This window comes from Aurantimonas marina, assembly GCF_017183135.1.
In the GTDB taxonomy this organism is placed as follows: domain Bacteria; phylum Pseudomonadota; class Alphaproteobacteria; order Rhizobiales; family Rhizobiaceae; genus Aurantimonas; species Aurantimonas marina.
The window spans coordinates 1-16,563 of the sequence record NZ_JADDXW010000019.1; the positions used below are offsets into that span (position 1 = coordinate 1).

19 protein-coding genes are annotated in these 16,563 nt (G+C 64.8%); 7 read left to right on the forward strand and 12 right to left on the reverse strand.

The annotated features are described in order from the left end of the window. The 3 genes from fixJ to iolG form a co-directional block, all read right to left on the reverse strand. A partial coding sequence (fixJ, locus tag ING15_RS16955) for a response regulator FixJ (RefSeq protein ID WP_332873854.1) occupies positions 1 to 561 on the reverse strand: 561 nt, incomplete at its 3' end. Then, a complete protein-coding gene (locus ING15_RS16960; protein WP_206456030.1) occupies positions 554 to 2,089 on the reverse strand; it encodes a PAS domain S-box protein in 1,536 nt (511 codons plus the stop codon). The genes fixJ and ING15_RS16960, both read right to left, overlap by 8 nt. Positions 2,090 to 2,586: 497 nt before the next feature. Then, positions 2,587 to 3,579 (reverse strand): inositol 2-dehydrogenase, encoded by a 993-nt coding sequence (gene iolG, locus ING15_RS16965; protein ID WP_206456031.1) that lies wholly within the window; start codon positions 3,577 to 3,579, stop codon positions 2,587 to 2,589. A gap of 144 nt (positions 3,580 to 3,723) precedes the next feature. Here iolG and ING15_RS16970 point away from each other — a divergent pair, with 144 nt between their 5' ends. Further along, positions 3,724 to 3,981, forward strand: coding sequence for a DUF3329 domain-containing protein (locus ING15_RS16970; RefSeq protein WP_206456032.1), 258 nt, complete (start codon positions 3,724 to 3,726; stop codon positions 3,979 to 3,981). 5 nt (positions 3,982 to 3,986) lie between these two features. Then, complete coding sequence (gene iolB, locus ING15_RS16975) at positions 3,987 to 4,841, forward strand: 5-deoxy-glucuronate isomerase (protein WP_206456033.1); 855 nt, start codon at positions 3,987 to 3,989, stop codon at positions 4,839 to 4,841. Between the two features lie 165 nt (positions 4,842 to 5,006). Here the strand turns inward: iolB and ING15_RS16980 are convergent, their stop codons facing one another. After that, positions 5,007 to 5,621, reverse strand: coding sequence for a class I SAM-dependent methyltransferase (locus ING15_RS16980; protein WP_332873855.1), 615 nt, complete (start codon positions 5,619 to 5,621; stop codon positions 5,007 to 5,009). 447 nt (positions 5,622 to 6,068) lie between these two features. Between ING15_RS16980 and gloB the strand changes: the two genes are divergently transcribed. Both gloB and ING15_RS16990 read left to right on the forward strand, forming a co-directional pair. Further along, positions 6,069 to 6,839, forward strand: coding sequence for a hydroxyacylglutathione hydrolase (gene gloB, locus ING15_RS16985; protein ID WP_206456034.1), 771 nt, complete (start codon positions 6,069 to 6,071; stop codon positions 6,837 to 6,839). Then, positions 6,839 to 7,291, forward strand: a complete 453-nt coding sequence (locus ING15_RS16990) for a cupin domain-containing protein (RefSeq protein WP_206456035.1) — start codon at positions 6,839 to 6,841, stop codon at positions 7,289 to 7,291. Before gloB ends, ING15_RS16990 begins: the two co-directional genes overlap by 1 nt. A gap of 11 nt (positions 7,292 to 7,302) precedes the next feature. Here the strand turns inward: ING15_RS16990 and yddG are convergent, their stop codons facing one another. Together yddG and ING15_RS17000 are read right to left on the reverse strand one after the other, a co-directional pair. Next, positions 7,303 to 8,175, reverse strand: a complete 873-nt coding sequence (yddG, locus tag ING15_RS16995) for an aromatic amino acid exporter YddG (protein WP_206456036.1) — start codon at positions 8,173 to 8,175, stop codon at positions 7,303 to 7,305. Positions 8,176 to 8,264: 89 nt separating this feature from the next. After that, positions 8,265 to 9,053 (reverse strand): DUF3108 domain-containing protein, encoded by a 789-nt coding sequence (locus ING15_RS17000; RefSeq protein WP_206456037.1) that lies wholly within the window; start codon positions 9,051 to 9,053, stop codon positions 8,265 to 8,267. A 331-nt stretch (positions 9,054 to 9,384) separates the two neighbouring features. Between ING15_RS17000 and rpmB the strand changes: the two genes are divergently transcribed. Further along, complete coding sequence (gene rpmB, locus ING15_RS17005) at positions 9,385 to 9,681, forward strand: 50S ribosomal protein L28 (RefSeq protein ID WP_206456038.1); 297 nt, start codon at positions 9,385 to 9,387, stop codon at positions 9,679 to 9,681. Positions 9,682 to 9,780: 99 nt separating this feature from the next. Then, positions 9,781 to 10,464: a queuosine precursor transporter gene (locus ING15_RS17010; protein ID WP_206456039.1), complete on the forward strand. Its 684-nt coding sequence runs from the start codon at positions 9,781 to 9,783 to the stop codon at positions 10,462 to 10,464. Positions 10,465 to 10,488: 24 nt separating this feature from the next. Here ING15_RS17010 and ING15_RS17015 read toward each other — a convergent pair whose 3' ends face one another. From ING15_RS17015 to ING15_RS17040, 6 genes are all read right to left on the reverse strand, one after another. After that, the gene (locus tag ING15_RS17015) at positions 10,489 to 11,520 is read right to left on the reverse strand and encodes an esterase-like activity of phytase family protein (RefSeq protein WP_232845840.1); all 1,032 of its coding nucleotides are present in this window, start codon (positions 11,518 to 11,520) and stop codon (positions 10,489 to 10,491) included. Next, positions 11,517 to 13,427, reverse strand: a complete 1,911-nt coding sequence (gene cobT / locus ING15_RS17020; protein WP_206456040.1) for a cobaltochelatase subunit CobT — start codon at positions 13,425 to 13,427, stop codon at positions 11,517 to 11,519. The genes ING15_RS17015 and cobT overlap by 4 nt, the downstream gene beginning before the upstream one ends. A gap of 3 nt (positions 13,428 to 13,430) precedes the next feature. Further along, positions 13,431 to 13,691 (reverse strand): type II toxin-antitoxin system HicB family antitoxin, encoded by a 261-nt coding sequence (locus ING15_RS17025; RefSeq protein WP_206456041.1) that lies wholly within the window; start codon positions 13,689 to 13,691, stop codon positions 13,431 to 13,433. A gap of 2 nt (positions 13,692 to 13,693) precedes the next feature. Continuing rightward, positions 13,694 to 13,936, reverse strand: coding sequence for a type II toxin-antitoxin system HicA family toxin (locus ING15_RS17030; protein WP_206456042.1), 243 nt, complete (start codon positions 13,934 to 13,936; stop codon positions 13,694 to 13,696). Between the two features lie 111 nt (positions 13,937 to 14,047). Continuing rightward, positions 14,048 to 15,034: a cobaltochelatase subunit CobS gene (gene cobS, locus ING15_RS17035; protein WP_206456043.1), complete on the reverse strand. Its 987-nt coding sequence runs from the start codon at positions 15,032 to 15,034 to the stop codon at positions 14,048 to 14,050. Between the two features lie 166 nt (positions 15,035 to 15,200). Further along, on the reverse strand, positions 15,201 to 15,821 hold the full coding sequence (locus ING15_RS17040) for a J domain-containing protein (protein WP_206456044.1): 621 nt from the start codon (positions 15,819 to 15,821) through the stop codon (positions 15,201 to 15,203). A gap of 143 nt (positions 15,822 to 15,964) precedes the next feature. On the opposite strand from ING15_RS17040, the gene ING15_RS17045 reads away from it, so the two are divergent. Then, positions 15,965 to 16,267, forward strand: a complete 303-nt coding sequence (locus tag ING15_RS17045) for a BolA family protein (protein ID WP_206456045.1) — start codon at positions 15,965 to 15,967, stop codon at positions 16,265 to 16,267. Positions 16,268 to 16,563: the final 296 nt, after the last annotated feature.

A 16,563-nucleotide genomic window follows, 5' to 3' on the forward strand; every position in this document is an offset into this window, starting at 1 on the left:
GCTGCCGGCCTGCATCTTCGTCATGATGTTGGCGCGGTGGACCTCAACGGTTCGCGGGCTGATATCCAGATCGAAGGCGATGGATTTGTTGGGACGCCCCCTCACGATGCCGAAAAGCACCTGGCATTCGCGTTCGGTCAAGGCGTTCGCCCTGGCCTGAATCGCCTGGATGTCGGCCCCGTCCCGCTGTTGCGCGAGCTCGGCGGCGGCGCGATGGATCGCTGCGAAAAGCACCTCGTCCTCGAACGGCTTTTCGATGAAATCGAGCGCGCCCGCCTTCATGGCTTCCACGGCCATCGGCACGTCGCCATGGCCGGTGACAACGATCGTCGGCATCAGGGCCTGGCTCTCCCTGAGGCGATGCAGCAGTTCGACGCCGCTCATGTCCGGCATCCGCAGATCGGTGACCAGACAGCCCTTGCCGACGCCGGGTGCGGCGGTGAGGAAATTCGTCGCCGAGCTATGTACCCGCACCGTGAAGCCGGCCATGGTCAGCAGGAAGGCGAGCGACTTCCTGACTGCCTCTTCGTCATCGACGATGTGAACCGTGTAATCACCGATCTCCATTCAAGGCCTCGTCCTTTATCGCGGGCAAGGTGAATCGGAAGGTGGCGCCACCCCTGTCGTTGCCGCTCGCCGATATGCTACCGCCATGGGCTTCCACGATACGCTTGGAGATGGCAAGGCCAACCCCCATGCCGTTGGACTTCGACGTCACAAAGGGTTGGAAAAGGCGCGCCGCGATCTCGTCGGAAATTCCCGCCCCCGTATCCGCAACCTCCACCACGACGTCGCCGCGCCCGTTCGATGTCGTGCGCACCAGAAGTTTCCGCGACTCGCTGTCGCGCATGGCTTCCATCGCATTGCGCATCAGGTTGACCAGCACCTGTTGCACCTGAACCTTGTCCACGAGGACCATACCGGGTCCCGGCACAAACTCAAAAATCGATCGGACACCCAGCTGCCGAGAACCCACGAGCGCCAGCGCGCCGGCCTCCTCGACCAGCGCGCGGATGTTTTCGGGAGTCTTCTCGGTTTCCCCCCGGGTGACGAATTCCCGCAGATGCCGGATGATCTGACCCGCTCGCAGCGATTGTCGGACCATTTCCTCCAGGGCCTCGCGCATGCGGGAGGCCAGCGTGTCGTCCATGTCGCGCAGAAGCCGGGTGCAGCCCTGGGCATAGTTGGAGATCGCCGAGAGCGGCTGGTTGAGTTCGTGGGCGAGCGTCGAGGCCATTTCGCCGAGGTCGCCGAGCCGTCCCAATCGTGCCAGTTCGCCCTGAATTTCGTGTAGTCGCGCCGCCGATTCCTCGCGCTCGGTCAGATCGCGGATGAAGCCGGTGAAAAAAATCGAGTCGTCCATCCTCATCTCACCGACCGCCAGCTTCATGGGAAAGGTGGAACCGTCCTTTCGCTGTCCGACGACGACGCGGTCAACGCCGATAATGCGCTTTTCACCTGTGGTCTGATAACGTTGCAAATAACCGTCATGCTCGCCGCGATAAGGTTCCGGCATGAGGATTCGGACATTCTGGCCGAGGATTTCGCTCTCGGCATAGCCGAACTGGCGTGTCGCGGCGGCATTGAACGATACGATGGTGCCGTCCTTGTCGATGACGACGGTCGCGTCGAGAACCGTGTCGAGGATCGAGCGCAGGTGCATCTCACGGGCATCGAGCGCGCGTTCGATCTTGGCGATGACCTTAAGGGCGTGGTGCAGCGCGGCGCCGGCCAGAGCGATAACGCCGGCCACCGTCACAAAGATGGCGGCGGCGCGTACATCGCCGGGGGACGCTATCGAGATCCCGCCGAAAAAAAGCGATCCACCCAAGGACAGGACGAGGGCGAACAGACCCGGCCATATCCCACCAGAGATAGAGGCGAGGAGGACTGCTGGCATGAACCAGGCGAGGGCTGGGACATCGAAACCACCCGGCCGCGCGATGCCGAACGCCACGGTGGCAACGACGATCAGCAGCGCCAGCGCGTAAGCCGTCGTCCCCTCGGTCCTTACAGCGCCAGCCGCCTGAAACAGACGATTCTCAGCCGCAGGTGCTTCATCGAGCGGCGCCACGGATCTATAGGACATCACGATGAAACCTTGCTGCGGCTCGTCGATAGGTAGAGAATAGCAAATTCCAATCAGGATCAAGAAATGTCAGCCACCGTTGCACGATGAAAGCATTGCAGAACAGGCTGAGTTGTCGGGTCAGGAATGCGTTGCGATCTTGCGGCGCCCGGTTCGATGATCCTGTACCGGCAAGACTTCGACCGCACTTGAACCGGAGGGTCGATCCGGGCACCTCATATCTTGAGTTCAACTTGCCGGCCGATAATATGCGTTGATTATCGATCGAACGTATCACTTGCTCCTTGATTGGCAATCTTCGTCTTCAAAGCCGCACAATCCGCATCGGCGCCGAAACACGTCTGGCAGATCGACGACGAGATCATTTGCCTGCTTGTCGATCGATTTTACGCCAAGGCTCGCCGTAATCCCATGCTCGGCCCGATCCTCGAGCGCGACGCACGCGCCGGGGACGGGCCGGCGCGCGACGGGCCTGCACCAGCCGTCGCAATATCGGATCAGGCAAGCTCGTCGAGGCTGACACAACCGCCAGTTTTGTGGCTCTCCGTCGCTGCATCCGCCAGCAGTCCGGCCTTCAAACCGTCCACGCCCGAGGGCAAAAGTCGGGTTCCGCTGGTGACGGCGTCGATAAAATAGGCCAGTTCGCGGCGATAGGCCTCGGCATAGCGTTCCAGAAAGAAATTCTGGACGGGGTCCGCCGCGACCCCCGACGCGTTGGCCAGGACGACCGTCGTCTCGGGGACGTTCTCCGCCTTCAGGAGGCCCTTCGAGCCATGCACCTCGATGCGCTGGTCGTATCCATAGGTTGCCCGCCGCGAATTGGAGATCTGCGCGATCTTTCCCGTCGCCGTCTTGAGCAAAACGGCGGCGGTATCGATGTCGCCGGCCTCGCCGATGGCGCTGTCGACGAGGCAGGAGCCGACGGCGTGGACTTCGACGATCTCCTCGCCGAGCAGGAAGCGCGCCATATCGAAATCATGGATCATCATGTCGCGGAACAGGCCGCCCGACGATCTTATGTAGGAGATGGGCGGCGGGCCGGGATCGCGCGACAGGATCGTGACGAGTTCGACATCGCCGACGTCGCCCTTATCGATCCGCGCCTTCAACGAACCGAAATGCGTGTCGAAGCGGCGATTGAAGCCGATCATCAGCGGCGCATCGCCGATCTGCGCCAGGGTGTCGCGAATCCGCTGCGAATTGAGGTCGACCGGCTTTTCGCAGAACACCGCCTTGCCGGCGGCCGCCGCCGTCTCGATCAATTCGGCATGGGTGTCGGTCGGCGTGCCGATGATGACCGCGTCGATGTCGGCGCCGGTCAGGATCGCGTCCGCCGGGCGGGCCTCGCTATCGGTGGCGGCCGCGAAACTCTCGGCCGATTGCGGTAGCGCGTCGGCCACCGCCACGAGCCGCGCGTTCGGATGCGCGACGATATTGCGCCCGTGGATCTGGCCGATGCGGCCGCATCCAAGAAGGCCGAAGCTCAGCATGACATGTCTCCAGAAGTCCAATCTCGCGTCGCAGGACTAATCGCTGAGATTGGAATAGACAATCCGAGCTTGAGAAGGGCTAGAATTCAGTCTCGCGACGGCGACAGAGGCCGGACCGGCGACCGGCAACGAAGGAGCGACGACATGCGCAGACGCGAAGCCGAACATCCGTTCTACCGTCCGCTCTGGATACGCGTGTGCCTGACCGGCGTGCTTCTCGTCTGGACCGCACTGGAATGGGCAAACGGCGAGCCCTTCTGGGGCATCATGACCAGCGCGGCGGCCGTCTGGGCGATCTGGAGCTTCTTCCTCGCCTACGATCCGGATGCGACCGGCGCCAAGGCGCAGGTGTCCGGGAACGGAACGGCGGCGAACGACACCGAGACCAGCGAAAGGAACTGACCCCGATGTCCCATCTGCGCGTTCGACCGAAACGCGACCACGACCGCGTGATCCACGTCACGCCCGAGAGCGCCGGCTGGCGCTATGTCGGCTTCGAGCTGTATCGGCTGGCCCCCGGCGCCAGCGTCGCCGAACGCACCGGCGACCGCGAAGTCTGCCTGGTCCTCGTCTCGGGTCGTGCGTCCATCGCGAGCGATGGCGAGGATTTCGGCCTGATCGGCGAGCGGATGAGCCCGTTCCAGGGCAAGCCCTGGTCGATCTACGTCCCGGCCGGCGATCGTTGGCAGGCGACGGCAGAGACCGCGGTCGAACTGGCCGTCTGCTCGGCGCCGGGACAGCCGAGTGCGCATCCGCCGCGGCTGATCGCGCCGGATTCGCTGGGCCAGGAGACCCGCGGGCAGGGCACCAATGTCCGCCACGTCACCAACATCCTGCCCGAGACCGACCCGGGCGCGGATTCGCTGCTGGTCGTCGAGGTGATCACACCGGGCGGGCACACCTCGTCCTACCCGCCGCACAAGCACGACACCGACAATCTGCCGGCCGAATCCTATCTCGAAGAGACCTATTACCATCGCCTCGATCCGCCGCAAGGCTTCGCCTTCCAGCGCGTCTATACGGATGCGCGAGACGATGGCACGCGCGAGTTGGACGAGGCGATGGTGGTGGAGGATGGCGACGTCACGCTGGTGCCGAAGGGCTATCACCCTTGCGCGGCGACGCATGGCTACGATCTGTATTATCTCAACGTTATGGCCGGGCCGAAGCGGACGTGGAAGTTCCGCAACGAGCCGGCGCATGAATGGCTGGTACAGCCGCCGGCGCGAGATGGGAAACGGGATCGCAGTTCGACAAGCTGACGACTATGCTCTGATCCGGCAGCTCTTCCGGGCAATCCGCGAGGGTCACTGTCCTATAAATTCGCTAGTCTCACGGCTGATCCCGCAAAGAAGCTCCGCGGCTTCCTTTTCGACGATTCGAGCTATGCGAGGGCGAGCTTATTTGTTTCGCACCGTGCCGCGCCGTCATCCCTCCCTCCGCGCCCCGGCGCCAGCGCCGGCCGGAACGAGCACCGGCTTGACCACCCGGCGGCGCTCGCGGGCCGTCGAGGTGACCGGAACGCCCCGGTAGAGCTGCTTGGTCGCCTCAAGGACGACGACGCCCGCGAAGACCGGCCAGAGATCGCGGCCGAGGCGTTCGAGCGGCGCCGCAAAGCCGAGCAGGGAGCGGCGGCGGAACGGCGGAAACAAGAGCGCCTCGGCGAAGGCGGAGGGCGTGAACATCGCGCCGCGCAGGAGCCGCGTGAGCTGGCCGCGCGACCACGGGCGGCCCGAGCCGAACGGCGTGTGCTCGAAACGCGCCCAGACGCCGCGCCGGTGCGGCGCGACGATGACGATGCGCCCGCCCGGCGCCAGCACCCGCCAGACCTCGGCAAGCATGGCTTCCGGGCTTTCTGCGAATTCCAGCGCGTGGATGATGAGGACGCGATCGACCGAGGCGTCGCCGAGCGGCAACTCCTCGACGCCGACAAGAGCCGAAAGCGACGCAGCGCCCATCGGCCAGTTCTGCGCCCCTTGCGCGGCCGGCATGAAGGCGAAGGCGCGCTCGGCGTCGGCGGCGAAGCGGTCGATATAGGGCACGGCATAGCCGAGCCCGACCAGCCGCTCGTCCGAGATCGGCCGCCAGAGCGGCGTCAGCGCCAGCGAGACGGCGCGGGCGGCCGCAAGACCCAAAGGCGAGGCGTAAAAGTCGCGAAGGTCGACGATGTCGGCATTGGTGGTCAGTGTGGACGGCTCCCTGTTCGCCGCTTAGAGCGCCGTGCGCCCGTTCGGACGCACAAAGGACGCTCTAACATCTAGATTGCGCATCGGAATGATCCAAAAACCGGATTCCACTTTTTGGTCCGATGCTCCAGATGCGACGGATCGAACAGCCACTATAGGACGCTCGGAAGCTGGGTCGAAACTCTCTTTCGAGGGAATGGCCTCGATCCGGTTGCGAGGCGGCAGCGGTGTGCCCGGCGGCTGACATGGCGCAGCAGCGCCCTAACTCGACAACGCACCGCATTCAATGAAGGGAAGACCTCCATGGCCGAGATCGAAATCCGCCAATTCGTTTGCCGCAGCGACAATTTCTGCGTGCTCGTCCACGAAAAGGACAGCGGCACAACGATCGCGATCGATGCGCCGGAGGAGGCGCCGATCCTCGCCGAACTCACGAAGGCCGGCTGGACGCTCACCCATATTCTTACGACCCATCATCACGGCGACCATGTTGCGGCGAACGAGGCGTTGAAGGCGCGGTTCGGGGTCGAGATCATCGGGCCGGAAAAGGAACGGTCGAAGATTCCCGGCATCGATCGGGCGGTCTCCGGCGGCGACGCGTTCTCGCTCGGCGGCGTACGCGTCGAGGCGATCGACACGCCGGGGCACACGCTTGGCGAAATCTCCTATTATCTGCCCGACGCGAAAGCCGTCTTTGCCGCCGATGCACTGTTCTCGCTCGGCTGCGGGAGGTTGTTCGAGGGCGATGCGGCGATGATGTGGGAATCGCTCAAGCGCCTCAGGGCGCTGCCCGACGAGACGATGCTCTATTGCGGCCACGAATACACCGCCACCAACGCCCAGTGCGCCACGGACGTCGATCCGGACAATTCCGCCTTGCAGGAGCGGGCGCGCGAGGTCACGGCGCTGCGGGCCGACGGCAAACCGACTCTGCCGGTATCGCTTGGGCGCGAGAAGCAGACCAATCCGTTTTTGCGCGCCGATGACCCGGCGCTGGCGGCGGCTATGGGCATGACGGACGCCGAGCCCGCCGCGGTGTTCGCCGCCATTCGCAAGAAGAGGGATCAATACTGATGAGTTCCGCCGCCCTGAAAATCGTCAAGACGCTCGATCTGAAGCCGCATCCCGAAGGTGGCTGGTATCGCGAAACCTTTCGCGACGAACCGGCGAAAGGCAAGGGCCGGGCCCGCTCGACGGCGATCTACTATTTGCTCGAGGAATGCGAGACGTCACAGTGGCACCGGGTCAAGGATGCCGCCGAGGTCTGGCACTGGTATGGCGGCGCGCCGCTGGTGATCACGGTGTCTGAAGACGGCCACGCGGCGTCGTCCCATCGCCTTGGCCCGGATGTCGGCGAACATGAATCGCCGCAATTCGTCGTGCCGGCCGGCTGGTGGCAGACGGCGACGAGCCTTGGCGAATACACGCTGGTCGGCTGTACGGTCGCGCCGGGCTTTATGTTCAAATCGTTCGAGATGGCGCCGAAGGACTGGCGGCCGACGCCGCGCCAAACCGCCAAGGACTGATCGGCGAAGGCTCACACGCCTCGCCGCAGCAGCCGCCGAAACAGCGGCAGCGCCGCGAGGCAGGCGCCGAGGGTGATCAGCACGGCCGCCGCGACGATCGCGCCGGTCATGGCGGTCTCGCCCGCGGCGACCAGGACCAGCGTCGACAGGAGCGGCGCGGCATAGCTCGACGCGCCGATGATCTGGATGTCGCCGTGCTTGACGCCGTGGTCCCAGACATAGAAGGCGCCGCCGACCGGCAACAGCCCGAGCAGCAGCACCGCGAGCCATTCGCCGGAGGTCTGCGGCCATATCGTCGCTTCGAAAAGGAGGTGAGCGAGAAGCGAGAGAACTGCCGTTCCTGCGCAAAAACCGGTGACGACGTCGCTCGGAACGGTGCCGAAGCGGCGTGACAGCAGCGAATAGCTCGACCAGGTGAGGGCGCAGAGCCCGGCGAGCGCATAGCCAAAGACGTAGTCGGGCGAAAAGGCGATGGCGCCGCCGCCGGTGACGATCAGCGCGGCGCCGGCAAGGCCGAGCAGCGCGCCGGCGGCGTGGAACCAGCGCAGCCGCTCGCCCGGCAGCATGGCCGAGCCGAGCACGATGAACAGCGGCCAGAGATAGGCGATCAGGCTCGCCTCGGCCGCCGGGGCGTTGCGCAGGGCGGCGAAATAGAGCGCGTGATAGCCGAACAGCCCGCCGACGCCGAGAATCCAGACGGCGGGTCGTTGCCGGAAAACCGCCATCCCGGTTCCGCGGGCTTTCATCGCGACTAGGCCGACGAGAGCGGCGATCACGAAGGTCATGGCGGCGAGCTGAAACGGCGGCACCGCGCCGCTGCGGGCCGTCAAAAGCGCCAGCAGCGCCCACATCAGCACCGCCGAAAAACCCAGAGCCGTTCCCAAACCCGCGTCCCACCATCCGTATCGACGCGTGCTTATGGGCGGCGGTGCGTTATCCGGTCAATGCAGAGGAAGGGACGGGGCCGCGAGGGTCACTTCACCGAAACGGAGGTCGCCTGCAGCGTCAGCGATCCGACCTTGGTCGGGATGCGGGCATAGACCGGCACGAAAAGATCCTTGCGCGCGATCGGCGCGAACCAGATCTGGATCGTCTGCTTCGCCAGATAGGTCAGGCCCTTCGACGATGCATCATAGCCGCTGACCGGTCGGATCTTGACGTTGCAGACCGTCGCCGGGCCCGAATAGCCGGGCATCGAATATTGCTGCGTTCCGGCGGGCGAAAGCCGCAGGTCGAGCCGCGACCAGCCATCGTAGAAGGGCAGAGTGCGTCTGCACACCGAGGCGGCGTCGGTCGTCTTGATCATCAGGCCGCTCAAGGGGTCGACGACGGCGGCGAGTTGCGATCGCTTCACCGGCACGTAGCTCGGCTTCGGCTTGTCGCGCTTCGGGCTGACGCTCGCCGCGGTGACGCGTCCGCCACTGAAGGCGACCTCGCTTTTCCAGCGCTTGTCGTCGCTCGCATAGTCAAGTCCGTAGCTGTCGGGGGAAAGGCTCTTGCCGGTCATGCGGCCGGAGACCCGGCTCGTGCCGGCCGTGTCGGAGACGAGACTGCCGAGGCCGGCGGAAGAAAGGGTGCCCTTGACCGAAAAACGGCTGCCGTCGATCACCGTGTCGAAGGACGCCTTGCCGATCTTAAGGCCGATGACCGCCATGCCGTATTGCGTCGTTACCGTCTGGCGATGGGTGGTGGCATCGGCCGGGCCGATCGCATGGGCCGAGGCCAACATCGCGACGCCGAGAAAAAGCTGTTTGGGTGTCATCGGTTTGCCTTCAAGGCTAAGAAAATTCGTTGACGCAGCCGTGGCGGCACGATCGGCGCGCTTTTGTGGCAAGGCACGGCAATCCCGCAAAGTCGTAACGGCTTGACGCATTCCTTTGCGCGGCCTATAGAGCCGGTCGAATTTCTGGTCTTGCCCGACAGCGATGATCGCGCCGTTTAGAGCATCGGACCAAAAAGTGGAATCCGGTTTTTGGGTCATTCCGATGCTCAATCAAAGTGGTAGAGCGTCCTTTGTGCGTCCTGATGGACGCACGGCGCTCTAGCGGCGGCGCGCCCGGATCGGGTGTTACGTTAATCTGAAAGGTGATCCGATGTCACGCACCTGCGAACTCACTGGCAAGGCTGTCCAGTCGGGCAACAATGTCAGTCACGCGAACAACAGGACGCGTCGCAAGTTCCTGCCGAATCTGTGCAACGTCACGCTGATTTCCGATTCGCTCGGACAGCGCTATCGTTTGCGCGTTTCGGCCTACGCGCTGCGCTCGGTCGAGCATCGTGGCGGCCTCGACGCCTTCCTGCTCAAGGCGGATGCCGCCGAGCTGTCGCAGCGTGCCCGCCTGCTCAAGCGTCAGATCGCCAAGAAGGCGACCGAAGCCGCGGCCAGCTGAGGCTGTTGCCGGCCGCGCAGGCGGCCGGGCCACGCAATATCCCCTTGTCGGTCGCGGATTCGCGCCCGGCACGCTGGTTCCATTACCCAGGTTAAAAAAATGAAATCCATGCGCATCTATCTTCTGCCCGTCGCGGCGATGACGACGATCGTCCTCGCCGCGAATGTCGCCGTGCAGTTTCCGCTCTTCGTCCAGCTCGGTTCGCTACAGCTCGCGGACATTCTGACCTGGGGCGCCTTCGTCTATCCCTTCGCCTTCCTGGTTACCGATCTCACCAACCGGCGCTACGGCCCGCGGGTGGCGCGGCGCGCCGTCTATGCGGGCTTCGCCATGGCGGTGCTATGCTCGATCGTGGTGCCGCCGCTGCTGTTCGATCTCGGCCTGCTCGGCTACGCCACGGCGGCCGAGCGCCTGTTCCGCATCGCCATCGCTTCGGGCACGGCGTTCCTGGCGGCCCAGCTTCTCGACATCGCCGTCTTCAACCGGCTGCGGCAGGCAAGCTGGTGGCGGGCGCCCGCGGCCTCGTCGGTCTCGGGATCGGTGCTCGATACCTTCGTGTTCTTCACCGTGGCCTTTGCGCCGATGTTCTTGTTGCTTGGGCCGAATGAGCCCTTCGCGCTAGAAATCGCCCCGCTTCTCGGCGTTTTCGTCGTGGAAGCCCCTCGCTGGGTGTCCTGGGGGCTCGGCGATCTGTCGGTCAAGCTTCTGATCGCCGTCTTCGCGCTGGTGCCCTACCGGATCATCATGCAGCAATTTATGCCCTATCGGGCCGCGCGGGCCTGAGGACTGCCGGACGAGCGCGGCTGATCAGTTGATCGGCGCGGGCCGGTCGGCAAGACGGAACTCCAAGAGCAGATTGCGCTGGAAGATCGAGCCATTGTCGTCGGAGACGAGGGTCAGCCTTGTACCGCCCTCGGCGTCGATCCAGACGTCCAGCCCCTCCATATTGTCGATCTCGTTCGACAGATCGGCTTCCATGATCACCGGACCGTCGACGAGCGCGCCCGGCCGGATGCTCGTTCCGGCGATCCGGCGGATACGGATGCCGAGGCCACCCAGGAAGCCTTGGTAGCGCCGCTCCAGCAGCAGAAGGTCGCCGCCCGGCAGGAAGGCGCCGTCGGAGGCATCCCAGTCGGCGTCCTTGCGGATTTTGAAGACGCCGTTCCGAGCACCGTCGAAGATCGCGGCGAAGAGATTGCCGTGGGTATCGATCGACCGCTCCGCGATCGCGATCCGCGCGCCGGCGAGCGGGCTTGTTGCAGGGGCGGTGGCAATAGTCTCGATGCCGCGATTGGTCCTGAGTTCATGCCGGGGGAGGGGCAGGGGGATTTCGCGGGCCGCCTCGCCGAAGGGGGCGCGCGGATTTTCATAGACATAGATCCGGTGATCGCGCTCGAAGCCGACGAACACGCGGTCGCCGTCGATGGACAGCGATTCGGCGTCGGCGGCGATCTTGCCGCGCATCGGCTGGCCGTCGGGACCGAGAAGCGGCGCAATCACGGCATCGCCAAAGCCTGTAGGCCGTCCGGCGGCGTCCCGCTCGATGCGGCCGGCGAACCAGTTGCCGGTGTCGGTGACCGACAGAAACCGCTCTCCGCCGCCCTGGAGGCGGATCGCCGAGACGCCCTTGAGGCGGCCGTCACGCGACCAGAACTCAAACCCGCCGACGAAATCGAGATCGCCGTAACGACCGGAGGCGGAATCCTTGCCGAAGCGGGCGATCGGCTTCGACGAAACGTCGATCGATTCGGCCGCCGTCGCCAGGCCGGACGTCGACAGCGCCGCGAGCAGGACAAGCGAGGCGAGAACCCGCCCCCTGCCTTGCGACCGAGCCGTCAACGCCGTCCGCCGGCCGCGACCTTGCGGCGTAGGGGCTGGCGCCCTCGGCTTTCTTCCTCAAAGAGATCGGCGAGCTGCTCGGTCATCGCGCCGGCCAGTTCCTCGGCGTCGACGATGGTCACGGCGCGGCGATAGTAGCGGGTGACGTCGTGGCCGATTCCGATGGCAAGCAACTCGACCGGCGAGCGCGTCTCGATCTGCTCGATCACCGCGCGCAGATGCCGCTCCAGATAATTGCCGGGATTGACCGAGAGGGTGGAATCGTCGACCGGCGCGCCATCCGAGATCATCATCAGGATGCGCCGCTGTTCGGGCCGGGCGAGGAGACGGTTATGCGCCCAGATCAGCGCCTCGCCGTCGATATTCTCCTTAAGCAGCCCCTCGCGCATCATCAGACCGAGATTGCGCCGCGCCCGGCGCCAGGGCGAATCGGCGGATTTGTAGATGATGTGCCTGAGGTCGTTCAGGCGACCGGGTTTGGCCGGCTTGCCCGCCTTCAGCCACGCCTCGCGCGATTGGCCGCCCTTCCAGGCGCGGGTGGTGAAACCGAGCACCTCGACCTTGACGCCGCACCGCTCCAGCGTGCGGGCGAGAATGTCGGCGCAGGTCGCCGCGACGGTGATCGGCCGGCCGCGCATCGAACCGGAATTGTCGATCAGCAGCGTGACGATCGTGTCGCGGAAGTCGGTGTCGCGCTCCATCTTGTAGGAGAGCGGCTGCATCGGGTCGATGACCAGACGGTGCAGTCTGGCGCTGTCGAGATAGCCTTCCTCGAGATCGAAATCCCAGGACCGGTTCTGCTGCGCCATCAGGCGGCGCTGCAGGCGATTGGCGAGCCGCCCGACGACGCCCTGGAGCGCCGCGAGCTGCTTGTCGAGAAACGAGCGCAACCGGTCGAGCTCGGCCTCGTCGCACAGCTCCTCGGCGCCGATGATTTCGTCAAAGGCCTGGGAGAATACCTTGTAGTCGGCGGCGAGGCTGACATTGTTCAGCGGCTGGTTCGGCCGCCGCGAATCGCCCGGGGTCTCGGCGTCCTGGCTGTCGTCATCGATCTGATCCTCGGCGCTGACTTCCGAAGACTCGGCCTCCGCCGCGTCCTGGTTCTCGCCCTCGGTCTCGCTTTCCTGCGACTCCGCCTCGTCGGTGCCGCTTTCCTTTTCCGAGCCGCCGTCCTCGGAATCGCGGGTCTGGTTGTCGCCCTGCTCCTCGTCCTCGTCGCTTTCCTCGCTCTCGTTCTCGTCGCCGAGCTTTTCGGCCATCTCCAGCGAGACGAGCATGTCGCGCATGGCCCGGGCGAAATCCTCCTGGTCGCCGACCGTCTGCGACAGCCGGTCGAATTTCTCACCGGCCTTGCCGTCGACGAAGTCGCGCCAGACATCGACCAGCGCCCGCGCGCTCTCGGGCACCGGCCGGCCGGTCAGCTTCTCGCGCACCATCAGCGCGACCGCATCCTCGATCGGCGCCTCGGCGCGGTCGGTCACGTCGGTGAGGTTGGAGCGGAAATACTTGTCCTCCAGCATCGCGGCAAGATTGTCGCCGACGCCCTGCATGGCGTTGGCGCCGATCGCCTCGCAGCGGGCCTGCTCGACGGCGTCGTAAACGGCCCGCGCCGCCTTGCCCTCCGGCGCCAGGCTGGTGTGAAGACGCGCATCGTGCCGCGCCTTGCGCAGCGCCATCGCGTCGGCAAGGCCGCGGGTGACAGCAAGGTCGTTCCGGGTCGCGCGCTTCGGCAGTTCGGGCAGCCGTGCCCGTGCGCCGGACAGGCCCGGCCGCTCGGAGGCGTAGGTGACCTCGAGCTCGGGATCGCCGGCAATGGCGCGCAGGCATCCGGAGACCGCGCGCCGGAACGGCTCCCGGTCGACGGGCTTGTGCGATGCGGGACGCTGGTTGTCGCCGATGCGGGCCATGATCTACTCGGCGGCTTCGAGCGCCCGCCGGGATGGAGCGGGGATATCCTCTCCGTCGGCGAGAGCGCCTTCGATCCAGCACAACGCGGCGGATCTCACGTCCAAGATCGCTTCCATTTCAGTCTCGCCGTCGCCCATGCAGCCCGGCAAATCGGGGATCGTTGCAAGAAATCCGCCGCCATCATCCTCGGAAAGCGGTGTTACCGTGACCGTATAGGCCTCCGGTCGAAACGCCGTGCCGTCAGCATGTTTGAAATTGGCCATCATCACAACTCGGTGTCTGGGTTCTGAAGGTAACGTACCAATTGGCGAATATAGTGCGGCTTGATCGGCTTGTGCGCGGGCACTGTCAGCCGGTCCCGCTTCCCATCCATCTTGACGTAAAAGTGCGACCCACCACCCGGTGGCGCCGCAAACTTCGCGCCGGCTTCGCCACAGGCCTTCTCCACATCACGAATGTGCCAGTCGCCTTTGGGATTGGCACGCATTTTCTCAATGGTTTTTCCCATCAGCCCAAACTATTCGGCGTTCCGGCGCGCAGGTGTCCGGAACGGCTCCCGGTCGACGGGCTTGTGCGATGCGGGACGCTGGTTGTCGCCGATGCGGGCCATGGCCGCCCTTCAGTCCAACACGATATTCGCCGCGCTCTCCGGCAATTCCTCGCCGAAGGCGCGCTGGTAGAACTCCGCGACAAGCGCGCGTTCCAGATCGTCGCATTTGTTGAGGAAGGTCAGCCGGAAGGCGAAGCCAAGGTCGCCGAAAATCTCGGCGTTCTCGGCCCAGGTGATAACCGTGCGCGGGCTCATCACCGTGGACAGATCGCCATTGACGAAGGCCGAGCGGGTGAGGTCGGCGACGCGCACCATCTTGGAGACCGTCTCGCGGCCCTCCTTCGAATCGTAACTTTTCGCCTTCGAGACGACGATGCCGACCTCGTTGTCGTGCGGCAGATAGTTCAGCGTCGTGACGATCGACCAGCGGTCCATCTGCGCCTGGTTGATCTGCTGGGTGCCATGATAGAGCCCGGTCGTGTCGCCGAGGCCGACCGTGTTGGCGGTGGCGAACAGCCGGAAGGCGGGATGCGGGCGCACCACGCGGCTTTGATCGAGCAGCGTCAGACGGCCGGAGGATTCCAGCACGCGCTGGATGACGAACATCACGTCCGGCCGGCCGGCGTCGTATTCGTCGAAGACCAGCGCGACATTGTGCTGATAGGCCCAGGGCAGGATGCCGTCGCGAAACTCGGTGACCTGCATGCCGTCCCGCACGACGATCGCGTCCTTGCCGACCAGATCGATGCGGCTGACATGGCTGTCGAGATTGACTCGCACGCAGGGCCAGTTGAGCCGCGCGGCCACCTGTTCGATATGGGTCGACTTGCCGGTGCCGTGATAGCCCGACACCATGACGCGGCGGTTCTTGGCGAAGCCCGCCAGGATCGCCAGCGTCGTCGGCTGGTCGAAAATGTAATCGGGGTCCAACTCGGGAACGTGGAGGTCGCTCTTCGAATAGGCCGGGACGGTCAGGTCGCTTTCGAAACCGAAGGTTTCGCGGACGGAGATCGTGGTGTCCGGCAGGCCGGCCACTTCCTGTTCCGCTGCACTCATCATACCTCCAACGGTCCGGCACTCGTTCGGCGGTTCGCCGCGGACCCTGTCAAATCTGCCATACCATGCCGCCGGGCGCCGAACGGAATTCCGGTGACAATCGAATACGCTGCCGGCCCTGGCGACCGACGTCACGGCGCAAGCTGCGAGCTCCGCCGCGAATGGCCTAGCAAAATCCGGATTGTTTCAAAAGCTTGTAGGCCTGAATCACTTCACGCAACCGATCTTCGGTGCCGCGGTCGCCGCCATTGGCATCGGGATGCAGCTGCTTGACCAGGTTCTTGTAGCGCGCGCGAATGGCCTCGCCCGACGCCTGCTGACTGAGATCGAGCGTTTTCAACGCCTTTGCCTCGAGGGAACGCACCTTCGGCCGACGGGCTTCGGGCCGGGGCGGAGCGTCTTCGCCGTTGAAGATATTGAAGGGGTCGCGCGTTCGCCCGTTCCAGCGCCGGGCGCGGGTTGCGGTCGCCGCCTTTGCGGCGTCGCCGGGCGCCGAGCCGTTGTGGCCCATTTTCCAGGTCGGGCGGTCGCCGGTCAGCGAATCCTTCAAATGGCGCTGAATGTCCTTGTCGTCGAGACCGGAAAAATAGTTGTAGGACTTGTTGTATTGCCGAACGTGGTCGACGCAGAAATGCAGGTACTGGCCCTCGTGGTCGCGACCCATTGGCGCCTTGTAGATGCCGGCCTCGTCACAGCCTTCCCACGCGCATTCGGGCGCGCGCGGTTTGTCGGCGGCACGTTTGCCTTTAACGCGGATCGCGTCGAAATATTTTGAATCCAGCTTCATTGCGGTGGATTATGGTGCCCTACATCCGAACGAACAAGAATTGACAGAACGGAAAAAGCCGGAAACTCAAGGGGTCCGGCTGTTTCGCGCAAGCTTCGTGCGGCCGATCGGCCACAGAAACAGCTCAGGAGACGAAGACGTCCATGAATATCAAGACCACGATCGAGACGAAGCTGGCCGACGCATTCGCGCCCGAGACACTGGCGGTTATCGACGAGAGTCATCTCCACGCCGGGCATCACCATGCCGAAAACGGACATGACGCAACCTTCGACGGCTCCGGGGGCACGCATTTTCGCGTCAGGCTGGTAAGCGCGGCCTTCGCCGGCAAGAGCCGTGTCGAACGCCACCGGGCGATCAATGCAATCTTGAAGAACCAGCTTGCCTCCGGCGTCCATGCGCTGGCGATCGAGGCCTCGGCGCCTGGCGAGGCGACGCGGCGCTGATTCGGTCGCGGTGACGAAAGGCCGCGGCGCTGAAGATCAGTCACGTCGATCCTTGCCGCCCCCGCCAAGAGGCGGCGATCCACCGGCGCTACTCGATCCGTCGCGTCGGCCGTCTGGCTCTTTGATGTCCGATGCCGGCAGGTCGGCGCTGACCTCCCGCCCCTCCGAGCCAGAGTAGCGATCGGCCTCATCCGCCGATGCGACGGGTTCGCCGGCTTCGGCTTCGTTCTCGAATATATCCTCATAGTCGTCGAAATCGCCATCGGTCTCCGGCAGCGGCCCCGCGGCGCCGGCTG